The 26,022-nt window shown below is 41.5% G+C and carries 28 protein-coding genes and 1 pseudogene; 10 read left to right on the top strand and 19 right to left on the bottom strand.

Going from position 1 to position 26,022, the window contains the following annotated elements; translation table 11 throughout:
* The first annotated feature begins 59 nt into the window (after positions 1 to 59).
* Both NSQ11_RS04350 and NSQ11_RS04345 read left to right on the top strand, forming a co-directional pair.
* Positions 60 to 1,355: a glutamate-1-semialdehyde 2,1-aminomutase gene (locus NSQ11_RS04350; RefSeq protein ID WP_282900542.1), complete on the top strand. Its 1,296-nt coding sequence runs from the start codon at positions 60 to 62 to the stop codon at positions 1,353 to 1,355.
* A gap of 247 nt (positions 1,356 to 1,602) precedes the next feature.
* Entirely contained in the window at positions 1,603 to 2,676 is a 1,074-nt protein-coding gene (locus NSQ11_RS04345; RefSeq protein WP_025206980.1) for an aromatic acid exporter family protein, read from the top strand.
* A gap of 226 nt (positions 2,677 to 2,902) precedes the next feature.
* On the opposite strand, the gene NSQ11_RS04340 is transcribed toward NSQ11_RS04345, so the two are convergent.
* From NSQ11_RS04340 to fabL, 10 genes and pseudogenes are all read right to left on the bottom strand, one after another.
* Complete coding sequence (locus NSQ11_RS04340; RefSeq protein WP_025206979.1) at positions 2,903 to 3,799, bottom strand: ABC transporter permease; 897 nt, start codon at positions 3,797 to 3,799, stop codon at positions 2,903 to 2,905.
* 18 nt (positions 3,800 to 3,817) lie between these two features.
* The gene (locus NSQ11_RS04335; RefSeq protein ID WP_007496737.1) at positions 3,818 to 4,819 is read right to left on the bottom strand and encodes an ABC transporter permease; all 1,002 of its coding nucleotides are present in this window, start codon (positions 4,817 to 4,819) and stop codon (positions 3,818 to 3,820) included.
* A gap of 61 nt (positions 4,820 to 4,880) precedes the next feature.
* Positions 4,881 to 6,467, bottom strand: a complete 1,587-nt coding sequence (locus NSQ11_RS04330) for an ABC transporter substrate-binding protein (protein ID WP_017358851.1) — start codon at positions 6,465 to 6,467, stop codon at positions 4,881 to 4,883.
* Complete coding sequence (locus NSQ11_RS04325; protein WP_079919271.1) at positions 6,442 to 7,419, bottom strand: ABC transporter ATP-binding protein; 978 nt, start codon at positions 7,417 to 7,419, stop codon at positions 6,442 to 6,444. The genes NSQ11_RS04330 and NSQ11_RS04325 overlap by 26 nt, the downstream gene beginning before the upstream one ends.
* A complete protein-coding gene (locus NSQ11_RS04320; protein ID WP_144626205.1) occupies positions 7,388 to 8,410 on the bottom strand; it encodes an ABC transporter ATP-binding protein in 1,023 nt (340 codons plus the stop codon). Before NSQ11_RS04320 ends, NSQ11_RS04325 begins: the two co-directional genes overlap by 32 nt.
* 112 nt (positions 8,411 to 8,522) lie before the next feature.
* Positions 8,523 to 10,265 carry an ABC transporter ATP-binding protein gene (locus NSQ11_RS04315; protein ID WP_048002117.1) on the bottom strand — a complete coding sequence of 581 codons (1,743 nt, stop codon included), beginning with the start codon at positions 10,263 to 10,265 and terminating at the stop codon, positions 8,523 to 8,525.
* Between the two features lie 95 nt (positions 10,266 to 10,360).
* Positions 10,361 to 10,891, bottom strand: coding sequence for a DUF402 domain-containing protein (locus NSQ11_RS04310; protein WP_008341956.1), 531 nt, complete (start codon positions 10,889 to 10,891; stop codon positions 10,361 to 10,363).
* A 147-nt stretch (positions 10,892 to 11,038) separates the two neighbouring features.
* Positions 11,039 to 11,299 (bottom strand): YgaB family protein, encoded by a 261-nt coding sequence (locus tag NSQ11_RS04305; RefSeq protein ID WP_035391255.1) that lies wholly within the window; start codon positions 11,297 to 11,299, stop codon positions 11,039 to 11,041.
* A gap of 174 nt (positions 11,300 to 11,473) precedes the next feature.
* Positions 11,474 to 11,623 (bottom strand): annotated as a pseudogene (locus tag NSQ11_RS04300) (gamma-type small acid-soluble spore protein); the annotation flags it as partial.
* Between the two features lie 75 nt (positions 11,624 to 11,698).
* The gene (fabL, locus tag NSQ11_RS04295) at positions 11,699 to 12,451 is read right to left on the bottom strand and encodes an enoyl-[acyl-carrier-protein] reductase FabL (RefSeq protein ID WP_007496726.1); all 753 of its coding nucleotides are present in this window, start codon (positions 12,449 to 12,451) and stop codon (positions 11,699 to 11,701) included.
* An 81-nt stretch (positions 12,452 to 12,532) separates the two neighbouring features.
* On the opposite strand from fabL, the gene NSQ11_RS04290 reads away from it, so the two are divergent.
* On the top strand, positions 12,533 to 12,757 hold the full coding sequence (locus NSQ11_RS04290; protein WP_008341962.1) for a hypothetical protein: 225 nt from the start codon (positions 12,533 to 12,535) through the stop codon (positions 12,755 to 12,757).
* On the opposite strand, the gene mutY is transcribed toward NSQ11_RS04290, so the two are convergent.
* Positions 12,744 to 13,844, bottom strand: coding sequence for an A/G-specific adenine glycosylase (gene mutY, locus NSQ11_RS04285; protein ID WP_017366880.1), 1,101 nt, complete (start codon positions 13,842 to 13,844; stop codon positions 12,744 to 12,746). The two genes, NSQ11_RS04290 and mutY, sit on opposite strands and share 14 nt — an antisense overlap.
* 191 nt (positions 13,845 to 14,035) lie before the next feature.
* Between mutY and NSQ11_RS04280 the strand changes: the two genes are divergently transcribed.
* The gene (locus NSQ11_RS04280) at positions 14,036 to 15,016 is read left to right on the top strand and encodes a metal-dependent hydrolase (protein WP_008341965.1); all 981 of its coding nucleotides are present in this window, start codon (positions 14,036 to 14,038) and stop codon (positions 15,014 to 15,016) included.
* 435 nt (positions 15,017 to 15,451) lie between these two features.
* Here NSQ11_RS04280 and rsoA read toward each other — a convergent pair whose 3' ends face one another.
* Both rsoA and NSQ11_RS04270 read right to left on the bottom strand, forming a co-directional pair.
* Entirely contained in the window at positions 15,452 to 15,673 is a 222-nt protein-coding gene (rsoA, locus tag NSQ11_RS04275; RefSeq protein ID WP_035703762.1) for a sigma-O factor regulator RsoA, read from the bottom strand.
* Positions 15,621 to 16,223 (bottom strand): sigma-70 family RNA polymerase sigma factor, encoded by a 603-nt coding sequence (locus NSQ11_RS04270; protein ID WP_035703760.1) that lies wholly within the window; start codon positions 16,221 to 16,223, stop codon positions 15,621 to 15,623. Before NSQ11_RS04270 ends, rsoA begins: the two co-directional genes overlap by 53 nt.
* 166 nt (positions 16,224 to 16,389) lie before the next feature.
* On the opposite strand from NSQ11_RS04270, the gene NSQ11_RS04265 reads away from it, so the two are divergent.
* The 3 genes from NSQ11_RS04265 (at position 16,390) to NSQ11_RS04255 (ending at position 18,303) form a co-directional block, all read left to right on the top strand.
* Positions 16,390 to 16,554 carry a YvrJ family protein gene (locus tag NSQ11_RS04265; protein WP_003217819.1) on the top strand — a complete coding sequence of 55 codons (165 nt, stop codon included), beginning with the start codon at positions 16,390 to 16,392 and terminating at the stop codon, positions 16,552 to 16,554.
* A 94-nt stretch (positions 16,555 to 16,648) separates the two neighbouring features.
* Positions 16,649 to 17,812 carry an oxalate decarboxylase family bicupin gene (locus NSQ11_RS04260; protein ID WP_017358845.1) on the top strand — a complete coding sequence of 388 codons (1,164 nt, stop codon included), beginning with the start codon at positions 16,649 to 16,651 and terminating at the stop codon, positions 17,810 to 17,812.
* Positions 17,813 to 17,880: 68 nt separating this feature from the next.
* Positions 17,881 to 18,303, top strand: coding sequence for a regulatory YrvL family protein (locus NSQ11_RS04255; protein ID WP_017366876.1), 423 nt, complete (start codon positions 17,881 to 17,883; stop codon positions 18,301 to 18,303).
* Positions 18,304 to 18,307: 4 nt separating this feature from the next.
* On the opposite strand, the gene NSQ11_RS04250 is transcribed toward NSQ11_RS04255, so the two are convergent.
* Entirely contained in the window at positions 18,308 to 18,775 is a 468-nt protein-coding gene (locus NSQ11_RS04250) for a DinB family protein (RefSeq protein ID WP_017366875.1), read from the bottom strand.
* A gap of 206 nt (positions 18,776 to 18,981) precedes the next feature.
* Between NSQ11_RS04250 and NSQ11_RS04245 the strand changes: the two genes are divergently transcribed.
* Entirely contained in the window at positions 18,982 to 20,115 is a 1,134-nt protein-coding gene (locus tag NSQ11_RS04245; protein ID WP_046527462.1) for an NAD(P)/FAD-dependent oxidoreductase, read from the top strand.
* Positions 20,116 to 20,138: 23 nt separating this feature from the next.
* Here the strand turns inward: NSQ11_RS04245 and NSQ11_RS04240 are convergent, their stop codons facing one another.
* The 3 genes from NSQ11_RS04240 to NSQ11_RS04230 form a co-directional block, all read right to left on the bottom strand.
* Positions 20,139 to 22,733: a YfhO family protein gene (locus tag NSQ11_RS04240; protein WP_342501282.1), complete on the bottom strand. Its 2,595-nt coding sequence runs from the start codon at positions 22,731 to 22,733 to the stop codon at positions 20,139 to 20,141.
* A gap of 87 nt (positions 22,734 to 22,820) precedes the next feature.
* Positions 22,821 to 23,804, bottom strand: a complete 984-nt coding sequence (locus tag NSQ11_RS04235; protein ID WP_017366872.1) for a glycosyltransferase family 2 protein — start codon at positions 23,802 to 23,804, stop codon at positions 22,821 to 22,823.
* Between the two features lie 300 nt (positions 23,805 to 24,104).
* A complete protein-coding gene (locus NSQ11_RS04230; RefSeq protein WP_017366871.1) occupies positions 24,105 to 24,377 on the bottom strand; it encodes a YfhJ family protein in 273 nt (90 codons plus the stop codon).
* A gap of 116 nt (positions 24,378 to 24,493) precedes the next feature.
* Between NSQ11_RS04230 and NSQ11_RS04225 the strand changes: the two genes are divergently transcribed.
* Together NSQ11_RS04225 and NSQ11_RS04220 are read left to right on the top strand one after the other, a co-directional pair.
* Entirely contained in the window at positions 24,494 to 24,643 is a 150-nt protein-coding gene (locus NSQ11_RS04225; RefSeq protein WP_003217849.1) for a small, acid-soluble spore protein K, read from the top strand.
* A gap of 25 nt (positions 24,644 to 24,668) precedes the next feature.
* Positions 24,669 to 24,842 (top strand): YpzG family protein, encoded by a 174-nt coding sequence (locus tag NSQ11_RS04220; RefSeq protein WP_003217811.1) that lies wholly within the window; start codon positions 24,669 to 24,671, stop codon positions 24,840 to 24,842.
* A gap of 62 nt (positions 24,843 to 24,904) precedes the next feature.
* Here NSQ11_RS04220 and NSQ11_RS04215 read toward each other — a convergent pair whose 3' ends face one another.
* Entirely contained in the window at positions 24,905 to 25,219 is a 315-nt protein-coding gene (locus NSQ11_RS04215) for a YfhH family protein (RefSeq protein ID WP_017358839.1), read from the bottom strand.
* A gap of 3 nt (positions 25,220 to 25,222) precedes the next feature.
* A complete protein-coding gene (recX, locus tag NSQ11_RS04210; RefSeq protein ID WP_017358838.1) occupies positions 25,223 to 26,014 on the bottom strand; it encodes a recombination regulator RecX in 792 nt (263 codons plus the stop codon).
* Positions 26,015 to 26,022 lie beyond the last annotated feature (8 nt).

The following is a 26,022-nucleotide window of genomic DNA, read 5'->3' as shown; positions in this document are numbered from 1 at the left end:
TGCATCGGCATGTTAAAATAATGATAGACGACGTGATACGTTGAGATAGGAGGCTATTTATGAAATTCACCGAATCAGAAAAATTACATCAAGAGGCGCTGGAGCATATTGTTGGAGGGGTTAACAGCCCATCTCGTTCATATAAAGCAGTGGGCGGCGGGTCACCTGTTGCAATGGAAAAAGGCGAAGGCGCTTATTTTTGGGATGTTGACGGAAACCGTTATATCGACTATTTGGCAGCATATGGTCCAATTATTACGGGACATGCTCATCCTCATATTACAAAAGCCATCACGAAAGCAGCCGAGACGGGTGTCCTTTACGGAACACCAACGAAGCATGAAGTCACTTTTGCTAAGATGCTGAAGGAAGCGATGCCTGCTTTGGATAAAGTTCGTTTTGTCAATTCAGGTACAGAAGCTGTGATGACGACAATCCGTGTCGCTCGCGCTTATACAGGTAGAACAAAGATCATTAAGTTTGCCGGATGTTACCACGGTCATTCTGATCTTGTGCTAGTTGCGGCTGGCTCTGGACCTTCCACTTTAGGAACACCAGATTCAGCGGGCGTGCCTAAAAGTATTGCAAATGAAGTCATTACCGTTCCATTCAACGATATAGACAACTACAAAGAAGCATTAGACCGCTGGGGTGATGAAGTAGCAGCTGTTCTTGTTGAGCCCATTGTCGGAAACTTTGGCATCGTAGAGCCTAAAGACGGTTTCCTGCAGCAGGTTAATGACCTGACTCATGAAAAAGGGGCTCTAGTCATTTATGATGAAGTCATTACAGCTTTCCGCTTTATGTATGGTGGTGCACAGGACTTGCTTCAAGTAAAACCTGACCTCACTGCATTAGGTAAAATTATCGGCGGCGGTCTTCCAATCGGCGCTTACGGCGGCAAAAAAGAAATTATGGAGCAAGTCGCCCCGCTTGGACCAGCCTACCAAGCTGGTACGATGGCAGGAAATCCCGCCTCCATCCTTTCTGGTATTGCATGCTTGGAAGTGTTAAAAGAAGACGGAGTCTACGAACGTCTGGATCAGCTCGGGGCCATGTTAGAAGAGGGAATTTTAGCCCTCGCAAAAAAACATCAAGTAGATATTACAGTGAATCGCTTAAAAGGTGCTCTCACCATTTATTTTACAAAGGAAATGATTGTGAACTACGAGCAGGCTGAAAATACGGATGGTGAAATGTTCGCCCGTTTCTTTAAATTCATGCTCGCACAAGGTATTAACCTCGCTCCTTCTAAATATGAAGCTTGGTTCTTAACCATTGCACATACTGAAAATGATATTTCTGAAACGCTCAAAGCAGTAGATCACGCGTTTGAACAGCTGAAACAATCATAATGAAGAGAAAAACAGACGTAAATTCATGCGTCTGTTTTTTTATTTACCAGCTCTTGATTGTCAAAAGCGAGTGAATCTGTTACATTTTTTCTCAATACCTTCTTTTGATGTTTTCATGAACTTTCAAAAATCACTTGAATATTTCGGAAGACCGCTGTATATTACTTAGTTGTTTCATCAAAATATTTATGATATATGACAAGTGGTCATCTATTATCGAAAAGAAAGGAATGCAGGGACAAAACCAATGAAACTTGGAGCCCGTATTTTAAAAACTGGTATTGCCATTGTACTCGCGCTTTACCTGGCAACATGGCTTGGGTTGCCGACACCCGTCTTCGCGGGAATTGCAGCTGTATTTGCTATCCAGCCATCTATTTATCGATCATTTTTAACGATTGTTGATCAAGTGCAAGCCAATATTATTGGAGCAGCACTTGCCATTACGTTCGGTCTGCTTTTTGGCACAGGACCAGTCATCATCGGCTTAACTGCCGTCATGGTCATTGCGATTAATTTAAAGCTGAAGATTGAACACACGATTCCGATTGCACTCGTAACCGTCATTGCGATTTTAGAAAGTGCAGGGGATCATTTCCTTTCCTTTGCCTTAATTCGAACAGCAACTGTGGTGTTAGGCGTACTTTCTTCATTTTTAGTGAATTTGATTTTCCTGCCGCCAAAGTATGAAACAAAGCTTGTTCATCACATTATGGAAAATACGGAGGAGATTTTAAAATGGATCCGTCTAAGCTCCAGACAGTCAACTGATCATTCCACTTTAAAGGATGACATCGATCAAATAAAAGAACGTATGATCAAATTAGATCACATTTACTTGTTATACAAAGAAGAACGAAGCTATTTAAAGAAAACGACCTATGTCAAATCTAGAAAGCTTGTTTTATTCAGACAGGCAATCATGACGTCTAATCGAGCACTGTACTTGCTGAAAAAGCTTCATAAGTTAGAAAATGAAATTCATTTGATGCCAGAGCATTTCAGAGAGAGCTTAACAGATGAGATTGATTATTTACTTTATTGGCATGAACGTACCTTAATGAAATTTGTTGGAAAAATGAAACCGCAGGACGATGACTTCCAAAATGAATGCTCTCTTCGTCTTGAAGCATTAACGAAATCATTTATTCAGCACCAGCAAAATCAAGAAAACGACTTGCTGGATTACAATATGCTGAATGTGATGTCGAGTATTATTGAATACCGTGATGAATTGGAGCATCTAGATACTTTGATTACAAGCTTCCAAACATATCACCCAAAAGATAGTGAGATTGAGACAGAAGAAAAAGAAGCTTAAATACAAAAGCCCGATTCTAAGAATCGGGCTTACATTTTTGACAAAGGGCTAAAATGATCTTTATTTTAGCCCTTTGTCTTCTTTTCAGCGTAGTTGAAAACCCTTGAAATCAAGGAAGGGCGAGTACTGGAACGGAGCGAATGCCATATTCGTGAGCACCAGCACGCAGGACTGACAAAGAATGCGGGGTTTGTCTACACGCTGTGACCGATTCTTGGAATCGGTCTTATTTTATTTTCTTCATTTTAGGATCAAGGGTGTCTCTTAATCCATCTCCCATCAAGTTAAAGCCAAGAACCGTCAGCATGATCGCAATCCCCGGGAAAAATAAAGTCCATGGCGCTTGTACGAGATAAGGTCTCGCATCGGCAAGCATTTTCCCCCACTCTGGACTTGGCGCTTGTGCACCTAATCCTAAAAACCCCAAGGCCGCCGCTTCGATAATGGCTGTACCAATCGCAAGCGTCGCCTGAACGATCACCGGCACCATACTATTTGGTAGAATGTGACGAAGAACGATGCGGCAATGTGACATCCCGACTGCCTTTGCTGCTAAGACGTATTCTTCTTGCTTAATGCTCAGCACCTTTGAACGGACGAGCCGGCCAAATGTCGGGACGTTAATAATCGCTATGGCAATAAGGGCATTTTGTAAGGAAGGGCCTAAGATGGAAACGATCGCAATCGCTAATAGAATGCTAGGAAAAGCGAGTAAAATATCAAATAGTCTTGAGATGACAGCATCCAGTAATCTACCGCCGTAACCTGCCATCAATCCAAGCAATGTTCCTAAAATAACCGACCCGAGAACGGAGAAGAAACCCACCCATAATGAAATCCGAGCTCCATACACAACTCTAGAAAATATGTCTCTCCCGAAATCATCCGTACCAAACCAATGCGCAGCTGAAGGGGCACTAAATCGTTCGCCTAGTGACTGCTCGTTGATTCCATAAGGAGCAATGAGCGGTGCAAAGATTGCTAGGATCAGAAATAAAAAGACAATCACAGTGCCAATGACCGCCAGCTTGTGCTGAAAGAACAGTTTCATCGATTCAAGAATCAGTGATTGAGAGCGTTCTTCCTTTTGTTTAGGTGCTTGAAGCTCTTTTTGCGCTTCCATGTCGTCACTCTCCCTTCTCTAGTATTTAATCCTCGGATCAATGACTGCATACAAGATATCCACAATGAAATTGATCAGCACAAATATGAGCGCAACAACAAGAATGCCAGTTTGAATGACAGGATAATCACGATAGCTAATGGCATCGTAAATATATCGCCCAATTCCCGGCCAAGCAAAGATCGTTTCTGTTAGAATGGCTCCGCCTAGCAAGAGACCTGTTTGAAGACCAATAATCGTTAAAATCGGAATGAGCGCATTTTTCAGCCCATGCTGATAAATGATAAAAAATGAACGTACCCCTTTTGCTTTTGCTGTTCGAATAAAATCTGAATGAAGAACTTCCAGCATACTTGCCCTCGTAATCCTTGCAATAATCGCAGCAGGAATCGTTGCGAGAGCGGTACTTGGTAAAATTAAATGCTTGATGCTGTCAAAGAATTGATCAAATCGTCCTTGCAAAAGCGTGTCCAGCGTATGAATATAGGTGATCGACTCTACCGGATTTCTGACGTTTTCTCGTCCTGTAGTCGGCAAAATACCTAATTCAATCGAGAATAGCCACTGTCCCATTAAGCCTAACCAGAAAATCGGCATGGACACCCCAATGAGCGCAATAAACATGGCCACATAATCAAAGAAAGAATGTTTAAACCACGCACTAATGATTCCGGCATTCACACCGACAATAATCGCCAGCAACATAGCGAAGAAAGTCAATTCTAATGTAGCGAATAAGTAAGGCTTCATTTCCTGGGCAATAGCCGCTCCTGTTCGTATGGAAGTCCCTAGATCGCCTTTTAAAAGCCCCAGCATGTAGTGACCATATTGTACGTACCACGGCTGGTCTAAACCAAGCTGAATCGTCAATTGCTCTACTGCTTCTTTCGTTGCCCGCTGTCCTAAGATGACCTGCGCCGGATTTCCAGGGATAAACCGAATAATAGAAAATACAACTAAGGTCATTCCGATCAGTACTGGAATGAGCATTCCTGCTCGCTTCATACAATAAGCAAACAAACAGCTTTCACCGCCTTTTCATTGTTTGGATAAGGGAGATCGAACGATCTCCCTTATTTGCTTATTCGAAATATACGTCAGTCAATGCTTCGGAACCAGTCGGATGCGGCTGGTAGCCTTTTAAATCTTTAGATGCAGCAAGCATTGGAATTGAATGGACTAATGGAATCCAAGGCGCTTCATCATGAATGATTTCTTGAGCTTCTTGATATAATTCATTTCGCTTCTTTTGATCCGTATCGGTCTGCGCTTCAATGAGGATGTCATGCATTTTATCGTTTTGGAAGAATGTATAGTTGTTGCCGCCAATACTGTCTTTATCTAATAATGTATAGATGAAATTATCAGGATCGCCATTGTCCCCTGTCCATCCTAATAAGAACACATCTGCTTCGCCTTTACTTGCTTTATCTAAATAAGTCGCCCAATCATATGTGACGATTTCGGCTTTGACACCAACTTTTTCAAAGTTTGACTGAATGACTTCAGCTACCTTCATCCCGTCTGGCATATATGGACGCGGCACAGGCATTGCCCAAAGCTTGATGCGAAAACCGTCAGGGAAGCCTGCCTCTTTCAATAGTTCTTTTGCTTTTTCCGGATCATATGGATATGGCTCAATCTCGTCATTGTAGCCTTCTAATGACGGAGGAAGTGGATTTTTTGCTGGTTCAGCAAGCCCTCCATAAAACGACTCGATGATTGATTCTTTATCAACTGCATAATTGAGTGCCTGACGAACCAACTTGTTATCAAGCGGCTTTCTAGTCACTGTCAACCCGATATAACCTACGTTCATGGATGGTCTTTCAATCAACTGGAGCGCTTTGTCTGTTTTAATGCCATCTAAATCGGACGGATTGACGCCATCCATTAAGTCGATTTCGCCTGTTTTAAGCGCATTTAAACGAGCAGAGTTTTCAGGAATAGAGCGGAAGATGATTTGTTTCAGTTTTGGTTTATCTTTTTGCCAGTAATCTTCGTTCTTTTCTAAGACAATACGATCGTTCTGCTTCCATTCTTTAAACTTAAATGGTCCTGTGCCCACTGGGTTTTCTCTAAATGAATCACCGCTTTTTTCAACTGCTGCAGGACTAGCGATACCAAATGGTGACATGGCGATGTTTTTCAGAAATGTTGCTTGCGGGCGTTTGAGTTGAAATTCAATTTCATGCTCTCCTTTGACGATGATGTCTTTAATGACATGCCCTTTATCTTTTTTATAGCCGCCAAACATGCCGTAGTAAGGAAATTTTTCGGCATCTCCATTCATCCAGCGGTCAAAGTTGAATTTTACAGCTTCTGCATTAAAGTCTGTGCCATCGTGAAATTTCACACCTTCTCTTAAGTAGAACGTGTACGATTTTCCGTCCTTTGCAACATCCCATTCTGTTGCGAGGCCCGGATGGATGGTCGTGTCTTTTTCACCGTAATTCAAAAGCTTTTCAAACATATTCTCTGTGACCTTGAAGGTTTCGCCTTCTGTTGTTGTAATCGGATCAAGTGACGTAGAGTCCCCTCCTCTGCCGAATACGAGAGTGTCTTTTGTGGCTTTTTCTTCTGATGTTGATGAAGATGAACAGCCCCCTAAAAATAACGCAAGTGCCAGCACAAAAATGAAACTACTGAATAACCATGTCTTCTTCATTGTGTTCCTCCTTTTGATATAAATAGCACGCAGCTGCATGGCCTGTTTCCTCCTCATACAAAGGCGGAACAGCTTGCAAGCATTGCGCCCACCTTTTTGGACATCTTTTATAGAAAGGACAGCCATCTTCTGACACCAGAGTGGATTCTTCCGCTGACACATCTTGCGTTTCCAGCACGTGATCCATATGTGGAATGGATGTCAGAAGAAGCGATGTATAAGGATGAAGCGGCTTGTGAAATACGTCCTCCGCAGGACCCATTTCTACAATACGGCCAGCGTACATCACTGCAATTCGGTCGCTCATATACTTGACAACGCCTAGATCGTGAGAAATAAACAAGTACGTCAGAGAAAGCGTCTTTTGCAATTCGAGCATTAAATTCAATATTTGCGCTTGAACCGATACATCTAAAGCGGAAACTGGCTCATCGGCAATCACAAGACTTGGATGAGTAATCAGCGCCCTAGCAATTCCAATACGCTGCCTCTGACCGCCGCTAAATTGGTGCGCATAACGGTCTCCATAGGATGGGTCAAATCCAACAATGTGCAGCATCTCTTTTACCCGCTTTTGTCTTTCTGCTTTTGTTCCATGTTTATGAACAATAAGCGGTTCTTCTAAAATGTCTTTTATTTTCATTCGTGGATTTAAGGAAGCGTATGGATCTTGGAAAATCATTTGAATGTCTTTTCTGAAGGAACGCATGTCTCGTTCTTTGAGAAGCATCACTTCTTTTCCTTTCATTTGGATTGAGCCAGAAGTCGGTTCGATTAATCTCATTAAGCTTTTGCCAAGGGTTGATTTCCCGCAGCCAGATTCGCCCACAATGCCGAGCGTCTCTCCTTCTTTCACGTGAAAGGACACTTGATTTAAAGCCATAGTCGTCTGTTTGTGTTTAGAAAAAAATGCCGATGTGTCATAACGCTTCGTCAGTTGATTCACTTGCAACAGTGGGTGATTCAGTGTCTTCTCCTCCTTCCATTAGAAAACATGCGACGCGGTGATTGTGTGAAATGGATTGTAAAGATGGGTCTTTTTCAAGACATTGCGTCATTTGATATGGACAGCGTGGTGCAAATTGACAGCCGGACCGAATAGCTCCTGGCTTAGGTACATGACCCGAAATAGACATGAGTTTTTCTTTTTTCTCTTTAAATGATGGAACAGAGGCGAAAAGACCTTTTGTGTAGGGATGCAGAGGTTTTTGAAAAATACGGTCAACGGTTCCTTCTTCTACGATTCGACCGGCATACATAATCATGACACGCTGGCATATTTGCCGCACGACGCCTAAATCATGAGTAATAAATAAAATAGCGGTGTCCATCTCTTCATTTAACTTTTTGAGCAAACGAAGAATTTGTGCTTGGATGGTGACATCAAGTGCAGTCGTTGGTTCATCTGCAATCATGAGCTTTGGGTGACACAGCATCGCCATCGCAATCATCACACGCTGACGCATGCCGCCCGATAGTTCATGTGGATATTTTTTGAGTAATGACGCTGCTTGTTTCAGGCCTACCGTTTGAAGCAAATCTACCGCCTTCACTTTTGCTTCTTTTTGGCTGATAGTCTGATGTGTAAAAAGGGCTTCTGTCATTTGCTTGCCGATGGTCATGAGTGGATTGAGAGAAGTCATGGGTTCCTGAAAAATCATTGAGATGTCATTCCCTCTGACCTCTCGCCATTGTTTCTCCGACAGTGACAGCAGGTTTTGACCTTCAAATTGTATGTGACCTGTTGTTTCTGTTTGGTGATTCAGCCCCATTAAAGACATCGATGTGATGCTTTTCCCGCAGCCAGATTCGCCCACAATACCTAAGGTTTCTCCTTTTTGAATAGAGAATGAGATGTCATGGACGATCGGCACTCTCTGCTTTTTTTGCTGAAAGGCAATGGACAGCTGTTTGACATCTAGCAATACTTCTTGTTCTTTCACATCTTCACCACCCCGTCATACTTTTTAAAATTGTATTGAGACAAGCTGGGAAATATGTCATGTTTTTGACAAGCATAAAAAAGCCTATCCGCTAGAATCGGATAGGCTTCTACTAATTTAATGTTTGAATGGTAAATAGATGGCGATAGTGGCTGTCTCGGTTCATTAATTCTTCATGTGATCCTTTTTCCACAATCTGGCCTTGTTCCATGACCACAATGAGGTCCGCATGTGTAATCGTTGATAAACGGTGCGCAACAATAAAAGTTGTGCGATCTTTTGCCAGCTTCTGCATCGCTTCTTGAATGTAATGTTCACTTTCTAAATCAAGTGCAGACGTCGCTTCGTCTAAAATAAGCAGCGGTGGATTTTTAAGAAATACCCTTGCAATTGAAATTCGTTGTTTTTGACCGCCTGATAGCTTTACGCCACGTTCTCCTACTTTCGTGTCATATCCTTCAGGAAGAGACATGATGAACTCATGCGCATTTGCCGCTTTTGCAGCCGACACAATTTTCTCAAAGGATGCTTCCGGGTCTCCCACAGCGATATTTTCTTTAATGGTGTCACTGAATAAGAATGTATCTTGGAGCACCATTCCGACTTGATTCCGGAGGCTTCTTGCCTTGTACTCTTTAATATCAATGCCGTCAATTTCGAGTGATCCGCTTGTGACATCATAAAATCTTGGAATTAAGCTGACGAGTGTCGACTTCCCTCCGCCGCTCATTCCTACAAGCGCAACGGTTTGACCTTTTTCTACTTTCAAGGAGATATTGTGTAAAATCTCTTCCTGTGTATGTTCGTAACGGAACGACACATCTTTAAATTCTACCTCTCCTTTTAAGTGATTGGCTTCTTTTGCATTGGGCTTGTCTGTTACTTCATACGGTTCATCAATAAACTCAAAAATACGATCCATTGATGCTACTGACTGAGTTAAAGTCGTCGATGAGTTAATGAGACGACGAATCGGGTTGTACATCCGGTCAATGTAGCCGACAAAGGCAATCATTGTCCCAATTGAAAGCGACCCGTTAATGACGGTATAGCCAGCAAAAGCAATAATGAGCAGCGGCGCAATGTCTGTGATCGTATTGACGACGGCGAATGTTTTGGCATTCCAATTCGTATGATTGATCGCTTTGTTTAAGAAATTTTTATTTTCATCGTGAAAATTCTCTTGTTCGTATTCTTCAATCGCAAAGCTGCGAATGACAGGCATTCCTTGTACTCGCTCATGCAGGTGCCCTTGCACCTCAGCCAGTGCCTGCGACCGCTCTTTTGTCAGCTTGCGAAGCCGTCCGTAAAAATACTTCACTGCTAACGCATACAGCGGAAAAATAATGACAGACACAATGGTGAGTTTAAGATCCAGTGTACACATAATGGCGATCACAATCAGGACGGTCATCAAATCAAGCCAAATGTTCATAAGCCCTGTGATGACAAATTCCTTTGTTTGCTCCACATCGTTGATAACCCTTGAAATAATTTCCCCTGTTCTCGTGTTGGCGTAATAACGAAGGCTTAGCTTTTGAATGTGCGAGAACAGTTTTTCCCGAATATCAAATAATACTTTACTGCCTGTCCACTGCGCATAGTATTGTCTGTAGTACTCAACAGGCGGTCTCATCACTAAAAATAATACAAGCATGATTCCCATAATAATAAAGAGAGTGGATGTTTTTTCTTCAGCCGATCCAGAGCCTTGAATCACATCATCAATGACATACTTTAAAAGCAGAGGCAATGTTAAGGGAATCGAGAACTTAATCATTCCGATCACCATTGTCAATGCAATCTGTTTTTTATACGGTGTTACAAAAGCCATGTAACGTTTTATGACCCCCATGTAAATCTCCTTCCCAATCTATCAGTGCCTCTTATCCGTACGCAGTCAAAAACCTGTTGGCTTTGAAAAGCCAAACAGGTTTTAGCTGCTGTTACTTATTTTGTATAACGCAAAAAACGTTCATACCACATATCCACAAATTCTGGAGCAAACGGTCCCTTCCGCTGGTGAATCCAATGCAGTAATGTATTTAGATGCTCTCGTAAGATACTATCGATTTCTTTTGGATAATTCATCTGCCTCTTATGATCTGCATATTCATCCTCATCCAAAATATTATACGTCATGTCCGGAAAAACTTTGACATCTAAGTCGTAATCAATATACTTAATCGCCTCTTCATCTGTCGCAAAAGGAGAGCTGATGTTGCAGTAATAATACACCCCATCATCTCGAAGCATCCCAATGACATTAAACCATTGTTTTGCATGAAAATAGCAAATAGCCGGTTCTCTTGTCATCCATGTTCGGCCATCGGATTCAGTCACCATTGTTCGATCGTTTGCACCAATGATACACAATTCCGTTGCTTTCAGAATGGTGGTTTCATTCCAAATCCTGTGGATCAAGCCATTATGTTTATAGCTTTGAATTTGGATGGTTTCTCCTTCCTTGGGATAGCCCATATTTTCTCCCCTACTTTCTATAACAAACAAACCTAACAGTCCAAAGACCTAATTTCCCAACTAAACATGTCTCTATTATATTATACCGTTACATCATTAAAAAATGAAATGAAAAAGCCATTCAACCCAATTGAACGGCACACTCTTTTACATCACGGTTGAGCTCTTCTCCATTTGTTTATACGAATTGATGACTTGTTTAGTCTGTTTTGTAAATAGTGTCTGGACTTTTTGCAGTTCCTCTCGTTTCTGTTTGATTTGATCATGAAGCTTATGCCGCTCTTCCTTTTTTTCACCTTGCAGCAATTGTTTTTCTGTCTCTAAGTACAGATCAAGTTCTCCTTGTACATCGAGCAGCTGATCCATAAGCTGCATTTGTTCTTTGACAAGCTGATCGAAATCAGACATCTAACTCCTCCCTTTCCTTCGATTCCACTTTTTGTATCTATACCATTTCTTGAAAGAAGGAAGAAGTCCTTTGACTGTTTATGTAGAGGTTTTACAGGTTTTGTCGGATGGTGGAAAGAGGCAAAAAGAAAAGCACTTCATTCGTAGATGAAGTGCTTCCCTTTGTTTCAGTGATTAGCTGTTTTGTTGTTTGTTTTGCTCAGCTTTTTGGTTGTATTTTTTTACGTGCTGTGCGTCAGTCTCGCTAGCAAATTCAGTGCCATATTGACCGCCTTGTGCAGCAGCTTGGTTTTGTTTTTTCACTTGTTGTGCGTTTGTTTTGTTTTGTTGTTTATCCATCATTATCACCTCCACGCACATTAATTTGTGCAGAAGGTGTACATCTTATTCATGATTTTTTTAAACAAGCAAAGAACGTCCGCCATCGACGATAATCGTCTGTCCTCTAATCATATCTGCTTTGCCTGATACAAGGAATTCTACACTGTCGACCATGTCTTTAATTTCCACCATACGGCCTGCTGGTGTATTTTTCTTAGCGTCTTCTAATAACTCTTCACGATTTGGGAAGTGCTTGAGTGCATCTGTATCAATGGCGCCGCCTGATACGGCATTTACGACGATATTTTTTTGTGACAGCTCAACGGATAGGTAGCGTGTCAAAGCTTCTAGTGCTGCTTTAGATACACCGACCACCGTGTAGTTTTCAAGGTAGCGAATAGAGCCTAGTGAGCTAATGCTGACGATATGTCCGCCGCCGTTTTTCTCCATTAATTTGGCTGCTTCTTGTCCGCAGAATAACAAGGCCTTCGCATTGATATTCATAGTCCAGTCCCAATGATTTTCTTCAAGATCCATGATTGGGCGCTGAACGCCAGATGCCGCATTGTTCACAAATACGTCTAAACGGCCAAACGTTTCGTCAATTTGCTGGAACATGTCTTTGATTTTCTCTGGCTGACCAACGTTGGCTTTGACAACTAATGTTTTAACACCCATCGCTTCAATTTCTTCAGCTGTTTCAAGTGCTGCTTTTTTGCTTCTTGCATAGTTAATGACAATGTCATATCCTTTTTCAGCCAGGCGAAGGGCTACTTCTTTCCCGACACCTCTACTGCTGCCTGTAATTAGTGCACATTTACGCTTGTTCATTATGGTTCATCTCCTGATTTGAATAGTTTTCGTCCATTCGCTTCACACTAATAGGAAAGTTCCTATTAGGAGGTTACATTCATGTATGTCGGACGCGATTTAAGCCAGCTTGGCATGATGTCAAAGGATCAATGGAAAGATACTGAGCTTGCATTTTTTCATCATGCTTTCCAACAAATTTTACCTTATTTAAACGAAGAAGGGCAATCTAAGTATCGAGAAATCATTTCTGAAATTGAAAACCGTGGGGGTCTGCACCGAAATGAGGCCGATTATACCCATGGTACAACGGTTAAATATGACTAGGCTGTTCAAGTGCCATCTTCCATATTTTTTGATGTGAGACTGGCAAAGCATATGCCTCAAATTCTTCTGTTGTGACTTTTTTCAGCATCGTGTCATCAGATACAGAGGTCACACGTCCAAAGAAAACAGAAATATTCCAGATGAGGTGGGTAAATACATGTTGAATGGTGCCTTCTAAATCACCAAGTTCTGCTTGTACACCCGCTTCCTCTTTTAAGAAATCAATCAGCTGCTCTTTTTCCGTTTTTCTTCCCTTCATTGTTTCCATGTTTGGGAACTCCCATAAATTCGCAAGCAGACCTGTACTTGGACGCTTATGAATATAGAGGTGGCCTGCATCATCAAATAACACCACCGCTGCCATTGATTTCGCAGTCGGCTTTTTCTTTTTACTTTTCACCGGCAGCTCATGCTGAACGCCTTCCTCCAGTGCTGAGCAATGCATGTTTACAGGACAAATGAGGCATGCAGGAGAGGTTGGGGTGCAAATAAGTGCACCTAGCTCCATTAGCCCTTGATTGAATTCTGACGGCTTTTCCCGGGAAATGAGCTGATCAACCGCAAATTCGAAAATGTTTCTCGTTTTTGGTTTTGCAATATCATCCCATATGGACAAGATACGGGAAATGACCCTCATCACGTTGCCGTCTACCGCAGGGTATGGCTTGTTATAAGCGATACTCAGCACTGCGCCGCTCGTATACGGACCTACACCTTTCAGCTTTGAAAATTGTTCTTTCGTATCAGGGACAACGCCCTCGTAGGATTCATAGACTTCTTTCACAGCAGCCTGTAAATTACGCACTCTTGAGTAGTAGCCCAGACCTTCCCATGCTTTCATGACCTTTTCTTCATCAGCTAAAGCAAGATCTTTCACCGTCGGGAATTGCTCCATAAACCGGTTGAAGTACGGAATGACCGTATCCACTCTCGTTTGCTGGAGCATCACTTCTGATACCCAGACGCGGTATGGATCTTGATTTTCACGCCATGGAAGTGTTCGTTGTTCTTTTTCATACCAATCGATTAAATCATGCTGAAAACCCGCAATATCTTTGCGGTCCAGCTTTTCTTGAATGTCTTTCATCTCTATACTCCTTCTTATCGAACCGAGAGCTAACGTTCTGAAAAGAACCTTATTTGTTGTATACTGTTTGTAGATACGTTAACATGTTACATTAAATCGGGATAAAGCAAAAGTGATTTTGCACATAGTCTTGATGAGAAACGTATACTTTGTATGATTGTTCCTAAGCATGACAACTAGGAGGTAATCAATTGGACACTGGTACTCATGTAGTAATGGGCATTTCTCTTGGGGGACTTGCGCTTTTAGATCCAGCCGTCAGCGCAGATCCACACATGGCACACGCCGTGATGATCGCGACCATCGCCGGCTCCCAAGCACCAGACATTGATACTGTGCTAAAACTAAAAAATAATGCAGTTTATATAAGAAATCACCGGGGATTTACTCATTCCATTCCGGCTGTACTGTTTTGGTCATTGCTAATTCCTGCTGTGATTTTCCCATTTGTGCCGGGGGCGAATTTACTTCACCTTTGGTTATGGACACTATTAGCCGTCGTGCTTCATGTGTTTGTCGATATATTCAATGCATACGGCACACAGGCCATTCGTCCTTTTTCAAAGAAATGGGTAGCGCTTGGGATCATTAACACGTTTGATCCGTTTATCTTTTTTACCCATCTTGTCGCCATTGTCGTTTGGGCGATTGGCGGGCATCCCGGCTATACGTTTATTACGCTGTATGCCGTGATTTTCTGTTATTATATCGTCAGGGTCATCATGCAGCTTCAGATTAAACGTCAGCTGCGTGCACGATTCGATGAAATTGAAGACATTATTATTTCGCCTACGATGAAGTTCAGACAATGGCGCATTGCCGTGAAATGTAAATCCTCTTTCCATGTTGGACGCAGTATGAATGGTGAGATCATCATTTTAGACACCTTTAACCGTGTGCCGGTCCCTGATACAGAGATTATGAAAATTGCCAAGCAAGACGAAAACATTTCAGCCTTTCTCTCCTTCTCCCCTGTCTACCGGTGGGAAGTGGATAAATACAAGGATCATTATGAGGTACGGTTCATTGATTTGCGCTACCGCAGCAAAGGTCACTATCCTTTTGTCGCGATCTGCCATATCGACATGGACCACCAAATCAAAAATTCCTATACCGGCTGGATTTTCAGTGAAGAAAAACTGCAAAAAAAATTAAGACTCGGCTCTGTGTGAGCGAGTCTTTTTTTGTTGTATAGGGCTTGAATTATTCATATGTGTAGATTTTGAACTGGATAGTACTTGAATTTGTATAAAACGCAGAAACTGTGATCTATGCACTCATGGAGAGTGCGACTACTTCTGTTGATTCAGATACAATGGAATACGTTTGATTTCAATCCACACACTCATGTAGAGTGCGACCCAAGCGTGGCAGATTACACAGCATTTCTTGAAATTTCAATCCACGCACTCATATAGAGTGCGACTGCGATTTCTGCCCTAATTGTAACATTTTTTAGGAAATGATAGGTAAAATCCTCAACTTTCAATAAAGAATTTTGTTTTCTCCTTCATGAAATATACATTTTTACCCAATTTTGTCGAATAAAAAGGTGCGAATGTTCCAGGGATTTTATGTTCACCTGACATTCGCACCATCAGTTCCTCTTACAACTTCGTCATATATTCCACAATAAACTCCCAAAAGCCAGGTCCTTCTTGGTAAATCAGCCAGTCTACTTTTTCGATGAGTTTGATATAAAGTTCTTGTTCGAGGTCTTCTCTTTCTTGATATGCCGTGTTTTGTAGTTTCTTTTTGATCATGGGTGTGAAGGTTTCAATGAGTTCTTCCATTTCTCCATTGGTCATTTTGTCTTCGGGCACGGACATCTCCCCCTGTTTCTTCTTTTAGTTTGTTGAGCGCTTTTTTGTGAATGTTTGAGATGTTTTGTCTTGTTTCGCCTAACTGATCGGCTATTTCTTTCATCGTTAGGCCTTCGACATAGATTTGGGTTAAGACCATTTTTTGTTTGTCTGTGAGCTGCTGGTAGGCCTTGTACAATCTTTTGTCTTGCAGGTGCTCCCCTAAGTCTTGTTGGTTAAAGAGCACAGCTTCATACGTATCTGTTTGAACAGGGTCTTTCACTTCTTGCGTATCAGGATGATCGAGTATGAGCGGAAAACGCTGCTGCTTTTTTTTCACTCGTTTGTCAAAGTCGACTGAAAAGATGCGGATCATTGTGGAAATATACTTGATGATGCGGATTTTTTGATAAAACTGCTTGAACTCGGAATCTAGTTTTTTCGCATTTTCTTCGTTTGGCTCTTCCATGACTTGCCTAAGCAGTTGCTGGTTTTTAGGATTGCTTAAAAATTGCTGAATGAGCGGGTGGTCAACGATTTCCTTCCATTTTGCTTTCAATAACAGCCGATAATCCATGTGCATCCTCCCCTTTGTTCTCTCTACTTGCATTAAGTGGACAAAAGTTAAAAAAAGTAAACTTTGTGAAACGGGTCTAATGGTTCATTTTCTCCCCCTTTGATTTCCTATTTCTTCTTTCATACCACTTATAGAGAAGACGAGCATCCGCTGGGAGGTGAGACAAATGGAGACCTTTTTTTCGGAGGAATGGCTGAAGCAGCTCGGTCAGGCTGGCTTTCCTGCCATTTTGACAGTTTACTTGCTGACACGTTTTGAACGAAAGTTTGATGAATTAAGCAAACTCATCCAACGATTGGTCGCTGTTCAAAAAAATGATGAATCAGATTGACATCTTCTTGATTCGTTTCACCTTATGAAAACGAGGGCGAAATGAAAGGCCTTTTGTCACCTCACACAATACGATGTTGAAAGGGGATTTTATCATGAGTGAAAAGCAAAATGGTGTACCGCAGCCGATTCGAGGAGAAAAAGGAGCAACGGTCAAAATTCCACGTAATCTCGAGCGAGACAGACAAAACCCAGATATGCTCACGCCACCAGAAACCGATCATGGAACGGTTCCCAACATGAAATATTCTTTTTCTGATACGCACAACCGTTTAGAAAAAGGCGGCTATGCCCGCGAGGTAACGGTGCGTGAACTGCCTATCTCTAAAAGTCTTGCCTCTGTGAACATGCGGCTAAAGCCTGGTGCGATTCGTGAGCTGCACTGGCATAAGGAAGCGGAATGGGCGTACATGATTTATGGGGAAGCAAGAATTACATCGGTTGATGCAGAGGGGCGGAATTTTACAGAGGATGTGACTGAGGGAGATTTATGGTACTTCCCTTCAGGCTTGCCGCACTCTATTCAAGCACTTGAACCAGGAGCTGAGTTCTTGCTTGTGTTTGATGATGGTTCCTTCTCTGAAAATAGTACGTTCCAAGTGACTGATTGGCTTGCGCATACCCCAGAGGAAGTCGTTCTCCAAAACTTTGGAATGACAAAGGAGCAATTTAAGAAGCTGCCAGAGAAAGAGAAGTATATTTTCCAAAAAGGAATTCCTGGTTCCCTTGAATGTGACAAGGTGCAAACAGAGCAAGGAGAAGTCCCGAATTCCTTTAAATATGAGCTATTAAAACAAGAGCCAATTACGTCAAGCGGTGGACAAGTGTGGATTGCGGACTCTACCAATTTCAAAGCGTCTAAAACGATTGCATCCGCTCTTGTGAAAGTTGATCCAGGTGCCATTCGTGAGCTGCACTGGCATCCAAATACGGATGAATGGCAATATTTCATTTCTGGAAAAGCTCGAATGACGGTATTTGCTTCTGATGGACATGCGAGAACCTTCAACTATCAGGCGGGAGACGTTGGCTATGTGCCATTTGCGATGGGGCATTATGTAGAAAATACAGGCGACGAACCGCTCTATTTCTTAGAAATCTTTAAGAGCGATCATTATGCAGACATTTCACTCAATCAGTGGCTTGCGGTGACACCGAAACAGCTTGTTTTGGATCATTTAGATCAAGGCGAAGAATTCTTAAAACTGCTTGATACAGAAAAACATCCTGTCATCGCTGCACCTAAAAAAGAGGATTAATTCCAACCTTCCTGCAAAAAGGCTGTCCTTTTTGCAGGTATCTTCATGTAAAGGAGTGTTGTTTACCCATGCAACAATCTGTTCACGCTTTATGGCAAGGGCTGAAATGGCTCATGGCGCTATCAGCTGTCTGTTACATATTTTTGTTGTTTTGTGTGCTGTTCTTTCATTTGACGGGTGCTTTTTATCAATCGATTTTATCGTTGATTCTGTTTATGGGCATCTATGTTGTACTTGGGATCTCTTTTGAACATCTGGAACACGTGCTCATGCGGTTTGTTCGTAAGTGTCGGTCCAAAAAACGATCTATCGTTTTCTATGCCGTTTTATTTCACCTTTTGTTTATTTGGGGTGCTGTCTATGTATCAGACGAATTGGTTGACGGCATTTTGCTGACTACTTCTGAAGAAATTCTCTTTGCGCTAAGTCTTTGGTTATTTCATTTTTTGTTTGATTATGCGTCGTTTTCGTTTGATAAGGAAGCTTCGTGAGGCGCTATCGTCTTTTTGTGGAGAGCGCTTGTTTGACCTGCTCCATATGATGGAGATCATGTTTAATCAAACCTTGAAAATAACTTGATAACGTCAGCTCAGTTTGACCGATCAGAAAGGGTGTAGTCCAGCGAGATGCTTCGATTTTCTTCATTTCTTGAAGCAATTTTGTTCTAACAACAATAAATCGCCCGATCGTCTCGCTTCTCTCTTCCTTTCTTGCTCTTTCGGCTGACTGCTGATTCATTTCATGCACATCAGGTGCCTGAGGTAACGCTTTATTGTTCCAAAATTCCTTTAGGCGATCGTGTAAAATAAATTCATCCCATGGAACGAAATGTGCGATGATCTCAGCAATGCTCCACTTTCCATCAGCGATGGCGCTACGCCATTCTTCTTCTGTTACTTCCGTTAGTGACTGTACCCATTCAAGGGTGTGTTCATAGTGTTTTATCACGGTGTCTTTGTTCATGTTTTGTTATCCCCTTCATGTTTTTAAAAGAAGTTGATCAGAAATTGGTTAGTTTCATTCTTGCTAAATCATTTCTAACATATTATCATATACTTTAATTACCAAATGAAAAGGGGGAATTGTGATACGCTGTCTTATATGAAAAAGCTTATTTTTTTGCACTAAAATAAACCGACCGGTCTGTTTATAAAAAGGGAGGAAAAATGATGAAATCTCAAAATGTGATCATTATCGGCAGTGGTGTAGCAGGATTGGCTACTGCTTTATTTTTAAAAAAGGCTGGAATGGAAAGTACGATTTATGAAAGCAGGTCAGATGAAGAATTAGAAACAGGAGCAGGTTTTTTACTGTCTCCGAATGGGGTAAAGATTTTGGATGGAATCGGGTGTAAAAATGAAGTGATCGCAAATGCAACCGTGATAAAGAAGATCCAGCAAATAAACAGTGAAAATGAAGTAGAAGCGATCTTTCACAATTATAGTGAAAAATATTATGATGCCCCTTTACTGAACGTCATGAGAGACCAAATCATCAAATCACTTTTAAAAGAAGTTCACCGCCAAGGAATAGAAGTGAAATACAACAAAAAGTTAATCTCAATCACACAGCAGCCTCATTCCGTTCAGGTTCTTTTTGAAGATGAAACTGTGATAACAGGTGATATCGTAATAGGAGCAGATGGAACTTTTTCTAAAACAAGAGAGGCTATTGCGTTTAATGCTAAATTAGACTATAGCGGTTTTTGGGGACTACAAGGAGTATCGTTTGTGAAGGATTTTGTATTGGATGAGGCAACAAGTTATTTTTACAATGACGGAAACTTTCAATTCATTTTTGGAAAAGCGCATCCAACAAATAAAATGAATATTTTATGGCAAGCTTTCTCTCAGTGTCCTGAGAAGTTACCTACAAAACATTTTGAGAAAGCCAATCAAGAAACCATCCGACAGTTATTATATAAACAAATGGAACATTGGAACATTCCTAAACACCTTTCTGACATCATCGATCATACAAACATGTTCTTTCCAAGAAGTATCTATGAAATAAAGGATTTTCCTGTGTGGTCAAAAGGACGTGTTGTTCTTGTAGGTGATGCGGTACATACGGCGAACCCTTTTGTTGGTCAAGGAGCATCGTATAGTCTAGAAGATGCCATGCTCATAGCAAAGATGCTAAGGGATCATGATTATCGAGATGCGTTCTATTATTATGAAAAGGATCGAAGAAAGAGGACAGAAGAATTGAATGCGCTATTTCAGCACATGAGTATTCAAAACGATATTGATAAAAAAATGAACGAATACACGATTGAATGGGATGAAGAAACTTACGTATGAGATGAAAGATAAAAAAACACCACTTATGCTGAAAAGTGGTGTTTCTTGTGTTTTCTCCGTGCATAGAGGATCGCACCGATCAAACTGACGAGTGAAATCAATGCGAGAATTCTGATATAAGGCGGATAGTAAGTTAGCACGATCTCGTTTTTGCCTTTTTCTATTGGAAAACCAATAAACGCATAATTGGCTTGTTCAATCTCGGTTTGATGGCCGTTCACCGTGAGCTCCCAGCCTTTTTCATATGGAACAGGCAGAATCATATAATCATCGCCGCGCTTGTTCTCATAAGAAATCGTAAAGCGGTTATTTTTAAGCTTCACCTGCTGGCTGCCATCATCCTGTTTTTCTTTTTCATATGCCCGCGCAAGGGTGCGGTAAGGCTCATGATACAGCTTTAATTGACTCAGCTCATACGTCCCTTTTGGAACTCGTATGGAAAGGATTTTTCCCGCAGGGACTCGGATCGTCACGTCATTAACGCCTGTTTTGTAGATAGACGTATTGCTTTTGCGTGATGTGACGTAGTCATCTACAGATAACTGAAACCCTTCGTTACGGTCGGTCCGCTTCACATAAAAGCTCACATACACATCCCCCACGCGAGCGATATCATCTGGAAGGGTGATATTCAGCCCGCCCGTTTTCCCGTATACATCAAGCACGCCATTTTCGTATACCGCTTGTTCAGTATGAATGTTTGTATCCTTTATTCGATCAGGCGATTGGTCGATTTCAGCATTTCCTTTTTTGTTTAAGATCACACCTTGCAACATCGCATGTTCTTTATCAAGTGCTGACGCATGCTCTAGTGACTTTTCTGAATAGACGGTACTCGTTGTTCTTGCAAATGGGAGCGGACGTGTATTTTCATACACTTCATAATGTTCGCTTTCCAATATGGGCTTAAAATAAACCGGCGGTGAGAAAGACATCGATTTGTCTCTCATATAATACTTCCCGTAGGTCAAACTGTATAAATTCGCTCTGTCCCCCATTGTTGCATACCGGCTGACACTTTCCCGTCCCATATCAATTTGCAGGTCATTCCAGTAGAAATGGAGCAGATGCTGATTCAATATACTTGAATACGCACTCATGCCTTGAAAGCCTTCAAACAATGGGGTGTTGTTGCGCACGCCGTTCATCCAATCAATCCGGGCAAGCGGATCTTCTTTTGAGCGGCTTTGAATCTGCTGAATGAGCTTCATTTGCTCATGTCCAGCATACGCCTCACTATTCAGATACGTATCTGATACGCTCTTAATATTGCTTCTTTCAAATAAGTAGCCCTGCTGATACACGCCTGCTGTCAGTAAGCTCACAACGATGAGCACAGCTGAAAAGAGTCGAAGGTGCAGACGTTTTCCCACATGTATCGAGAGGAAGAACAAACTGATCACAAGCAGTCCTATTCCGGTAAATACAACAACATCCATATTTCCCTTTGCTCGTTCTGAAAGGGCGACTGCGAGAAGGAATACAAGCCAAGCGCCTAAAACCGCACGTGTTTTCCACTTCCACTCCATTTGCGAGAAATGCTTGATGGTGATGGCTACGGCTGCTCCAACTGTAAAAGCAAGAATATATTCAAATCTGTACTGCGGTGCAGAAAAACCATTAAACACGCTCGCCATCTTTGGACTGTAGTGAAAAATGATCAGCAGAACACTGATCGATGTGAACATGAAAAACCATCTGTTCCGGTAAAGCGGAACGAGGAACAGACAAATCAGAAAGATGACCGGCAATAAGTACACCCTGCTTGTAAACAGCAGATGATCATGCAGCTCGAACCAAGGAATTGCCTGTTCATACGGCGGTCTTACATTATTGAGAAAGCCGTAAACAGACGGGATAAAAAAGGCAGCACTGATCCCAAACGATAACAACGTAGAAATCGCAAGGGTCCAGAACACCTTCCAGCCTCGCTCCTCGCTTTGGAGCTTAATCATATATCTGAAGACGAGATAAATGGCTAAAAAGATAAAGTGAATGTAAGCAAAGTAAAAGTTATTGATCAGCATGAGACTGCAAGCCGCAATAAACCAAGCCGGCTTGCCTGTTTTAAAAATCCGTTCAACCCCGAGCACAAGCAGCGGAAGCCACATCATGCTGTCGGTGAAAAACTCCCAAAACGTTTGATGCCGAAAGTACACAATAGACAGTCCGTAAATACCGGCACCTGTCAGCGCCCCCAGCCTATGCTGCACAATCGAAAGGAGCACACGATATGCGATGAACAGAATGACTGTCAGCTTGATCACACTAAGCCAAATAACAGCATTTGCCCAAAAGTGAATGTCTGTTGACTGTATAAGGTGAAGCGCATTCAACAGCCAGACGACAGCGACTGTGACCATAAAGACCATCGACGTTGTAAAATAATAACCTAATTGCGTATATGTACCGCCGCCTAGACCAAATTGATAGGAATAAAAGAAGTTTCCTTTGACGTATTCATCATACAGCAGCTTTTTAAACGGGAGCATTTGCGAAATGCCATCTCCATCTCCCGTCATATATCGGCCTTGCGTATATTCATATAAGAAAAAGGAGTGTCCTAATAAAGCAAGAATGAGGCACATTCCAATGAGTATCCATCTACGTTTCATCATCTAAATCCTTTCTCCAAAAGATCCACTGTTCTTTGAAACAAAACAACCCAGCAAGCGATTCGTGCTTGCCGGTTATTTGACTCCACGTTATTTAAATAACTGCGTTAACACTCGGTCTTGTTTTTTTGAGCTTGTCTCTTGTTCCATGACATTTGATTCTTGAATTAAGTAATGCGGCCTCTTTTTCGTTTCATAGTATATTCGGCCAATGTATTCTCCAATCACACCTAGACTCAAGAGCTGGACACCACCTAGGAAAAGCACAGCTGAGATTAAAGTGAAATAACCCGGTACCATGATGCCCGTTCTGACGATTTGAATAAAGGTCGCCACGATGTAAATCAAAGAGAGAAATAAGATCAAAATACCCGTATAAAAACAAATACGCAGCGGGCGGTTGTTAAAGGAAATGACACCATCAATCCCGTAGTTAAATAATTTCTTCAGTGACCATTTTGTATCACCATGCTGTCTTTCCACATTTTCATAATAGATGACCTTTTCTTCAAAGCCAATCCAGCAAAAAAGGCCTTTTGAAAAACGATTTCCCTCTTTCAGTTGAAGCAATGCGTCGATCGCTTGACGGGAAATTAAACGGAAATCTCCTACACCATCACGCAAGTCCACTTCGACCACCTTGTTCATCACTTTATAATACATCGATGATAGGTAAGAACGAAGCTTGCTGTCCCCTTTACGGTTTCGTTTGGCAATGACTTGATGATAACCTTCTTCGTAGCCTCTAACAAAATCCTGAATCAAATACGTTGGGTGCTGCAGGTCGGCGTCCATAATGATCGCAGCTTCCCCTTTTGCATGCTCAAGACCTGCTAAAATTGCAGCTTCTTTCCCAAAGTTACGAGAAAAGGAAATGTATTTGACTTTTGCACTTTTGTGAGAGAGCTCTCTCATGTATTGAAGCGTATTGTCTTTGCTTCCATCATTCACAAAGATGATTTCAAAGTCATAATGAAAATCGCGAAACTCTTCCTCGAGTGCCTCAAAGATTCGTCTGATGTTTTCACCTTCATTGTAAGAAGGAATTATAACAGAGAGCAGTTCCCGTTCCATATCGCACCTTCTCTTCACTTTTTTCACATAGTCTGTTATGTTCATTATTCCTTTTTTGTCAGAAAACGAAACCCTTTTTTATTATCCATAAATTTCATGTATCCTTAATCGTTACATTATATCAGAGTTTTATTTCCAGTGATTTTCACCAACATGAATTTAATGTAATTTTAAGTTTATCCATTGTAAAAAGCCTGTAATTTTGATCACAGACTGGGTATTGTTTCATAAAATTGTTTGGTCAATTATATATTTTCCTGTTTATTGAAAAAATGAGTGGAAGTGAAAAGGGCAACCCTTTTAATGCAGCAGCCCTTTGTCGTTTTGTTGCAGATGCTCATTTGCCTTCGATTGTTTATTTTGAAATAAATGCAGCTGAGCGCCGTAGCTCTCGATCCATTCTCGGACAATCCGTTCAGTCGTTTCTTGTCCTTTATACTTGCGGCCAGCCTTTGCATAGGTTGTTTCAAAATCACTCCAAAGGAGCTCTACCCATGTACGTGCTTCTTCATATGTGAGCATATTGTTTTTTTCCATTAGTTGTTCGGTTAATCGCTCAAAATATTGTTCCATACTGGTTCCTCCTTCATCTAGCAGAAAGTGCCTTTTTAAAAAAATCTCTTTTTTCATATACTACCCTTACGTCTTCAAAAGACGCAAATGATTTGTATTGTTTGGAGGGAATCAGTATGCGTAATAAAGCAAAGGGCTTTCCAAATCAAGTGAATCACAAGTTTGAAGGCGAACCAGGGGCCACAGATGCTTATGCGTCTAAAAGGCCGAACGGTGAGACGAATACACGTCCACAGGAACGTATGAGGGCATCAGGGAAACGCTAATTTTTCCAAAGGGAGTGCTTGAGATATGAGTTCAAATGGGAAATCGTATATGGAAGACTTTGTTCAATTAAGAACAACCGCTTACCCTCAACCATGGGCGAATGCTAAACATTCTGCCTCTCAGGTCAACGGAGAAACGCAGCAAACGCAGCACGACATCGTACTTCAGAACAACGTCCGTAAACAACGTTCGAAGTAAAGAAAAGGACTGATCTCTAGGGATCAGTCCTTTTTCTTCTTACCTCAGCAAATGGCTATCTATCAGTCCTTTTGCGTAAGCATTGAAATCGGCAGGGCATCTTCTTTATTTGGCGCTGATACTCTGTAGCCCCAAGCAAAAACACCATTTAAATACTCCACATAAAACAGCTCGTCTGTATCTTTGATGTGATAAGTCGTTTTGGTCTGAATAGCAGCTGGATCTAATAAATAGGCTTTCGCCATGTCAATTTTCCGCTCCAACACGGCATATTCATTCACAATGCCTAGCTGCTCAGCTTTTCTTGCTTTTTCAGAAAGAGCGGCAATCTCCTGCTTTAATTCGTATTCTGTCATTTCACTATAGCGTTTTTCCATCTGTCATTCCCCTTTGTCTAAAACGTGATCAATTGTATCAAGATCAAATCCTTTTCGGTAAAGGAATTGCTTCACTTTCATTTTTTTCTCAAATGATCCGTCATAACCTACCTTGCGTTTTGCCTTCTCAAGCATATAGTGAAGGGCTTCTTCTTCCTTTTCCTCTTCTTGTCCATCATAGGCTTCTTGAAGGGCTTTATCAATGATATCAAATGAAAATCCTTTTCGCTGAAGCTGCAATTTGATACGCTGTTCAATTTCTTTTGCGGACCGGTTTTTCTCTTTCTTAACCAGCTTTAGCACTTGTTTCACTGCTTCCTCTAGCTGCAAATCATTCGGATATTGCGATAGTGCTTGTTCGATGGTGTCATCGTCTATGCCTTTCAGCTTTAATTCTTTTTTTAGCACTGACGGGCCTTTGCTATTCGTTTTTCGGTGGGTGCTTACATATGCTTCTGCAAATTCAAGATCATTTACATACTTATAATGTTTTAATTTGTGTATAATTTCACTAATAGCAGGTGCTGGTATGTCTTTTTTCGTCAAATAATCGGTGACTTCTTTCACTGATCTCATCCGATACGATAAATAATCGACGGCCTGCTGAAATCCTTTTTTTACTGCATCACCGAATTGAATCTCTATGATATCGGCTTCGTCCAGCTCTTTTCCCTTTTTCAAATCATGCTGGACAAGCACATCTAGATCAACGCTAAAAGCGTACTTTTCATCAAGAAAGATGTTCACGCGTTCTGTATTGTTTTTCTGAGCAGAGATTTTCGTAATATAGGGCATCCTGTGAT

It is taken from the genome of Bacillus sp. FSL W7-1582, assembly GCF_038593325.1.
Lineage (GTDB): Bacteria > Bacillota > Bacilli > Bacillales > Bacillaceae > Bacillus > Bacillus altitudinis.
The sequence above is the reverse complement of the archived record's forward strand: the minus strand, read 5'-3'. Positions and strand labels throughout refer to the sequence as shown.

Coding starts and splice junctions, on each gene's coding strand:
- NSQ11_RS04240 (WP_342501282.1), bottom strand. CDS start 22,733: ATGATGAAACGTAGATGGATACTCATTGGAATGTGCCTCATTCTTGCT.
- NSQ11_RS04225 (WP_003217849.1), top strand. CDS start 24,494: ATGCGTAATAAAGCAAAGGGCTTTCCAAATCAAGTGAATCACAAGTTT.
- NSQ11_RS04230 (WP_017366871.1), bottom strand. CDS start 24,377: ATGGAACAATATTTTGAGCGATTAACCGAACAACTAATGGAAAAAAAC.
- NSQ11_RS04260 (WP_017358845.1), top strand. CDS start 16,649: ATGAGTGAAAAGCAAAATGGTGTACCGCAGCCGATTCGAGGAGAAAAA.
- NSQ11_RS04310 (WP_008341956.1), bottom strand. CDS start 10,891: ATGGGCTATCCCAAGGAAGGAGAAACCATCCAAATTCAAAGCTATAAA.
- NSQ11_RS04330 (WP_017358851.1), bottom strand. CDS start 6,467: ATGAAGAAGACATGGTTATTCAGTAGTTTCATTTTTGTGCTGGCACTT.
- NSQ11_RS04265 (WP_003217819.1), top strand. CDS start 16,390: ATGGAGACCTTTTTTTCGGAGGAATGGCTGAAGCAGCTCGGTCAGGCT.
- NSQ11_RS04250 (WP_017366875.1), bottom strand. CDS start 18,775: ATGAACAAAGACACCGTGATAAAACACTATGAACACACCCTTGAATGG.
- NSQ11_RS04220 (WP_003217811.1), top strand. CDS start 24,669: ATGAGTTCAAATGGGAAATCGTATATGGAAGACTTTGTTCAATTAAGA.
- NSQ11_RS04340 (WP_025206979.1), bottom strand. CDS start 3,799: ATGGAAGCGCAAAAAGAGCTTCAAGCACCTAAACAAAAGGAAGAACGC.
- recX (WP_017358838.1), bottom strand. CDS start 26,014: ATGCCCTATATTACGAAAATCTCTGCTCAGAAAAACAATACAGAACGC.
- fabL (WP_007496726.1), bottom strand. CDS start 12,451: ATGAACAAGCGTAAATGTGCACTAATTACAGGCAGCAGTAGAGGTGTC.
- NSQ11_RS04345 (WP_025206980.1), top strand. CDS start 1,603: ATGAAACTTGGAGCCCGTATTTTAAAAACTGGTATTGCCATTGTACTC.
- NSQ11_RS04350 (WP_282900542.1), top strand. CDS start 60: ATGAAATTCACCGAATCAGAAAAATTACATCAAGAGGCGCTGGAGCAT.
- NSQ11_RS04315 (WP_048002117.1), bottom strand. CDS start 10,265: ATGGGGGTCATAAAACGTTACATGGCTTTTGTAACACCGTATAAAAAA.
- NSQ11_RS04235 (WP_017366872.1), bottom strand. CDS start 23,804: ATGGAACGGGAACTGCTCTCTGTTATAATTCCTTCTTACAATGAAGGT.
- NSQ11_RS04290 (WP_008341962.1), top strand. CDS start 12,533: ATGTATGTCGGACGCGATTTAAGCCAGCTTGGCATGATGTCAAAGGAT.
- NSQ11_RS04270 (WP_035703760.1), bottom strand. CDS start 16,223: ATGGATTATCGGCTGTTATTGAAAGCAAAATGGAAGGAAATCGTTGAC.
- NSQ11_RS04215 (WP_017358839.1), bottom strand. CDS start 25,219: ATGGAAAAACGCTATAGTGAAATGACAGAATACGAATTAAAGCAGGAG.
- NSQ11_RS04245 (WP_046527462.1), top strand. CDS start 18,982: ATGAAATCTCAAAATGTGATCATTATCGGCAGTGGTGTAGCAGGATTG.
- mutY (WP_017366880.1), bottom strand. CDS start 13,844: ATGAAAGACATTCAAGAAAAGCTGGACCGCAAAGATATTGCGGGTTTT.
- NSQ11_RS04255 (WP_017366876.1), top strand. CDS start 17,881: ATGCAACAATCTGTTCACGCTTTATGGCAAGGGCTGAAATGGCTCATG.
- rsoA (WP_035703762.1), bottom strand. CDS start 15,673: ATGTCCGTGCCCGAAGACAAAATGACCAATGGAGAAATGGAAGAACTC.
- NSQ11_RS04305 (WP_035391255.1), bottom strand. CDS start 11,299: ATGTCTGATTTCGATCAGCTTGTCAAAGAACAAATGCAGCTTATGGAT.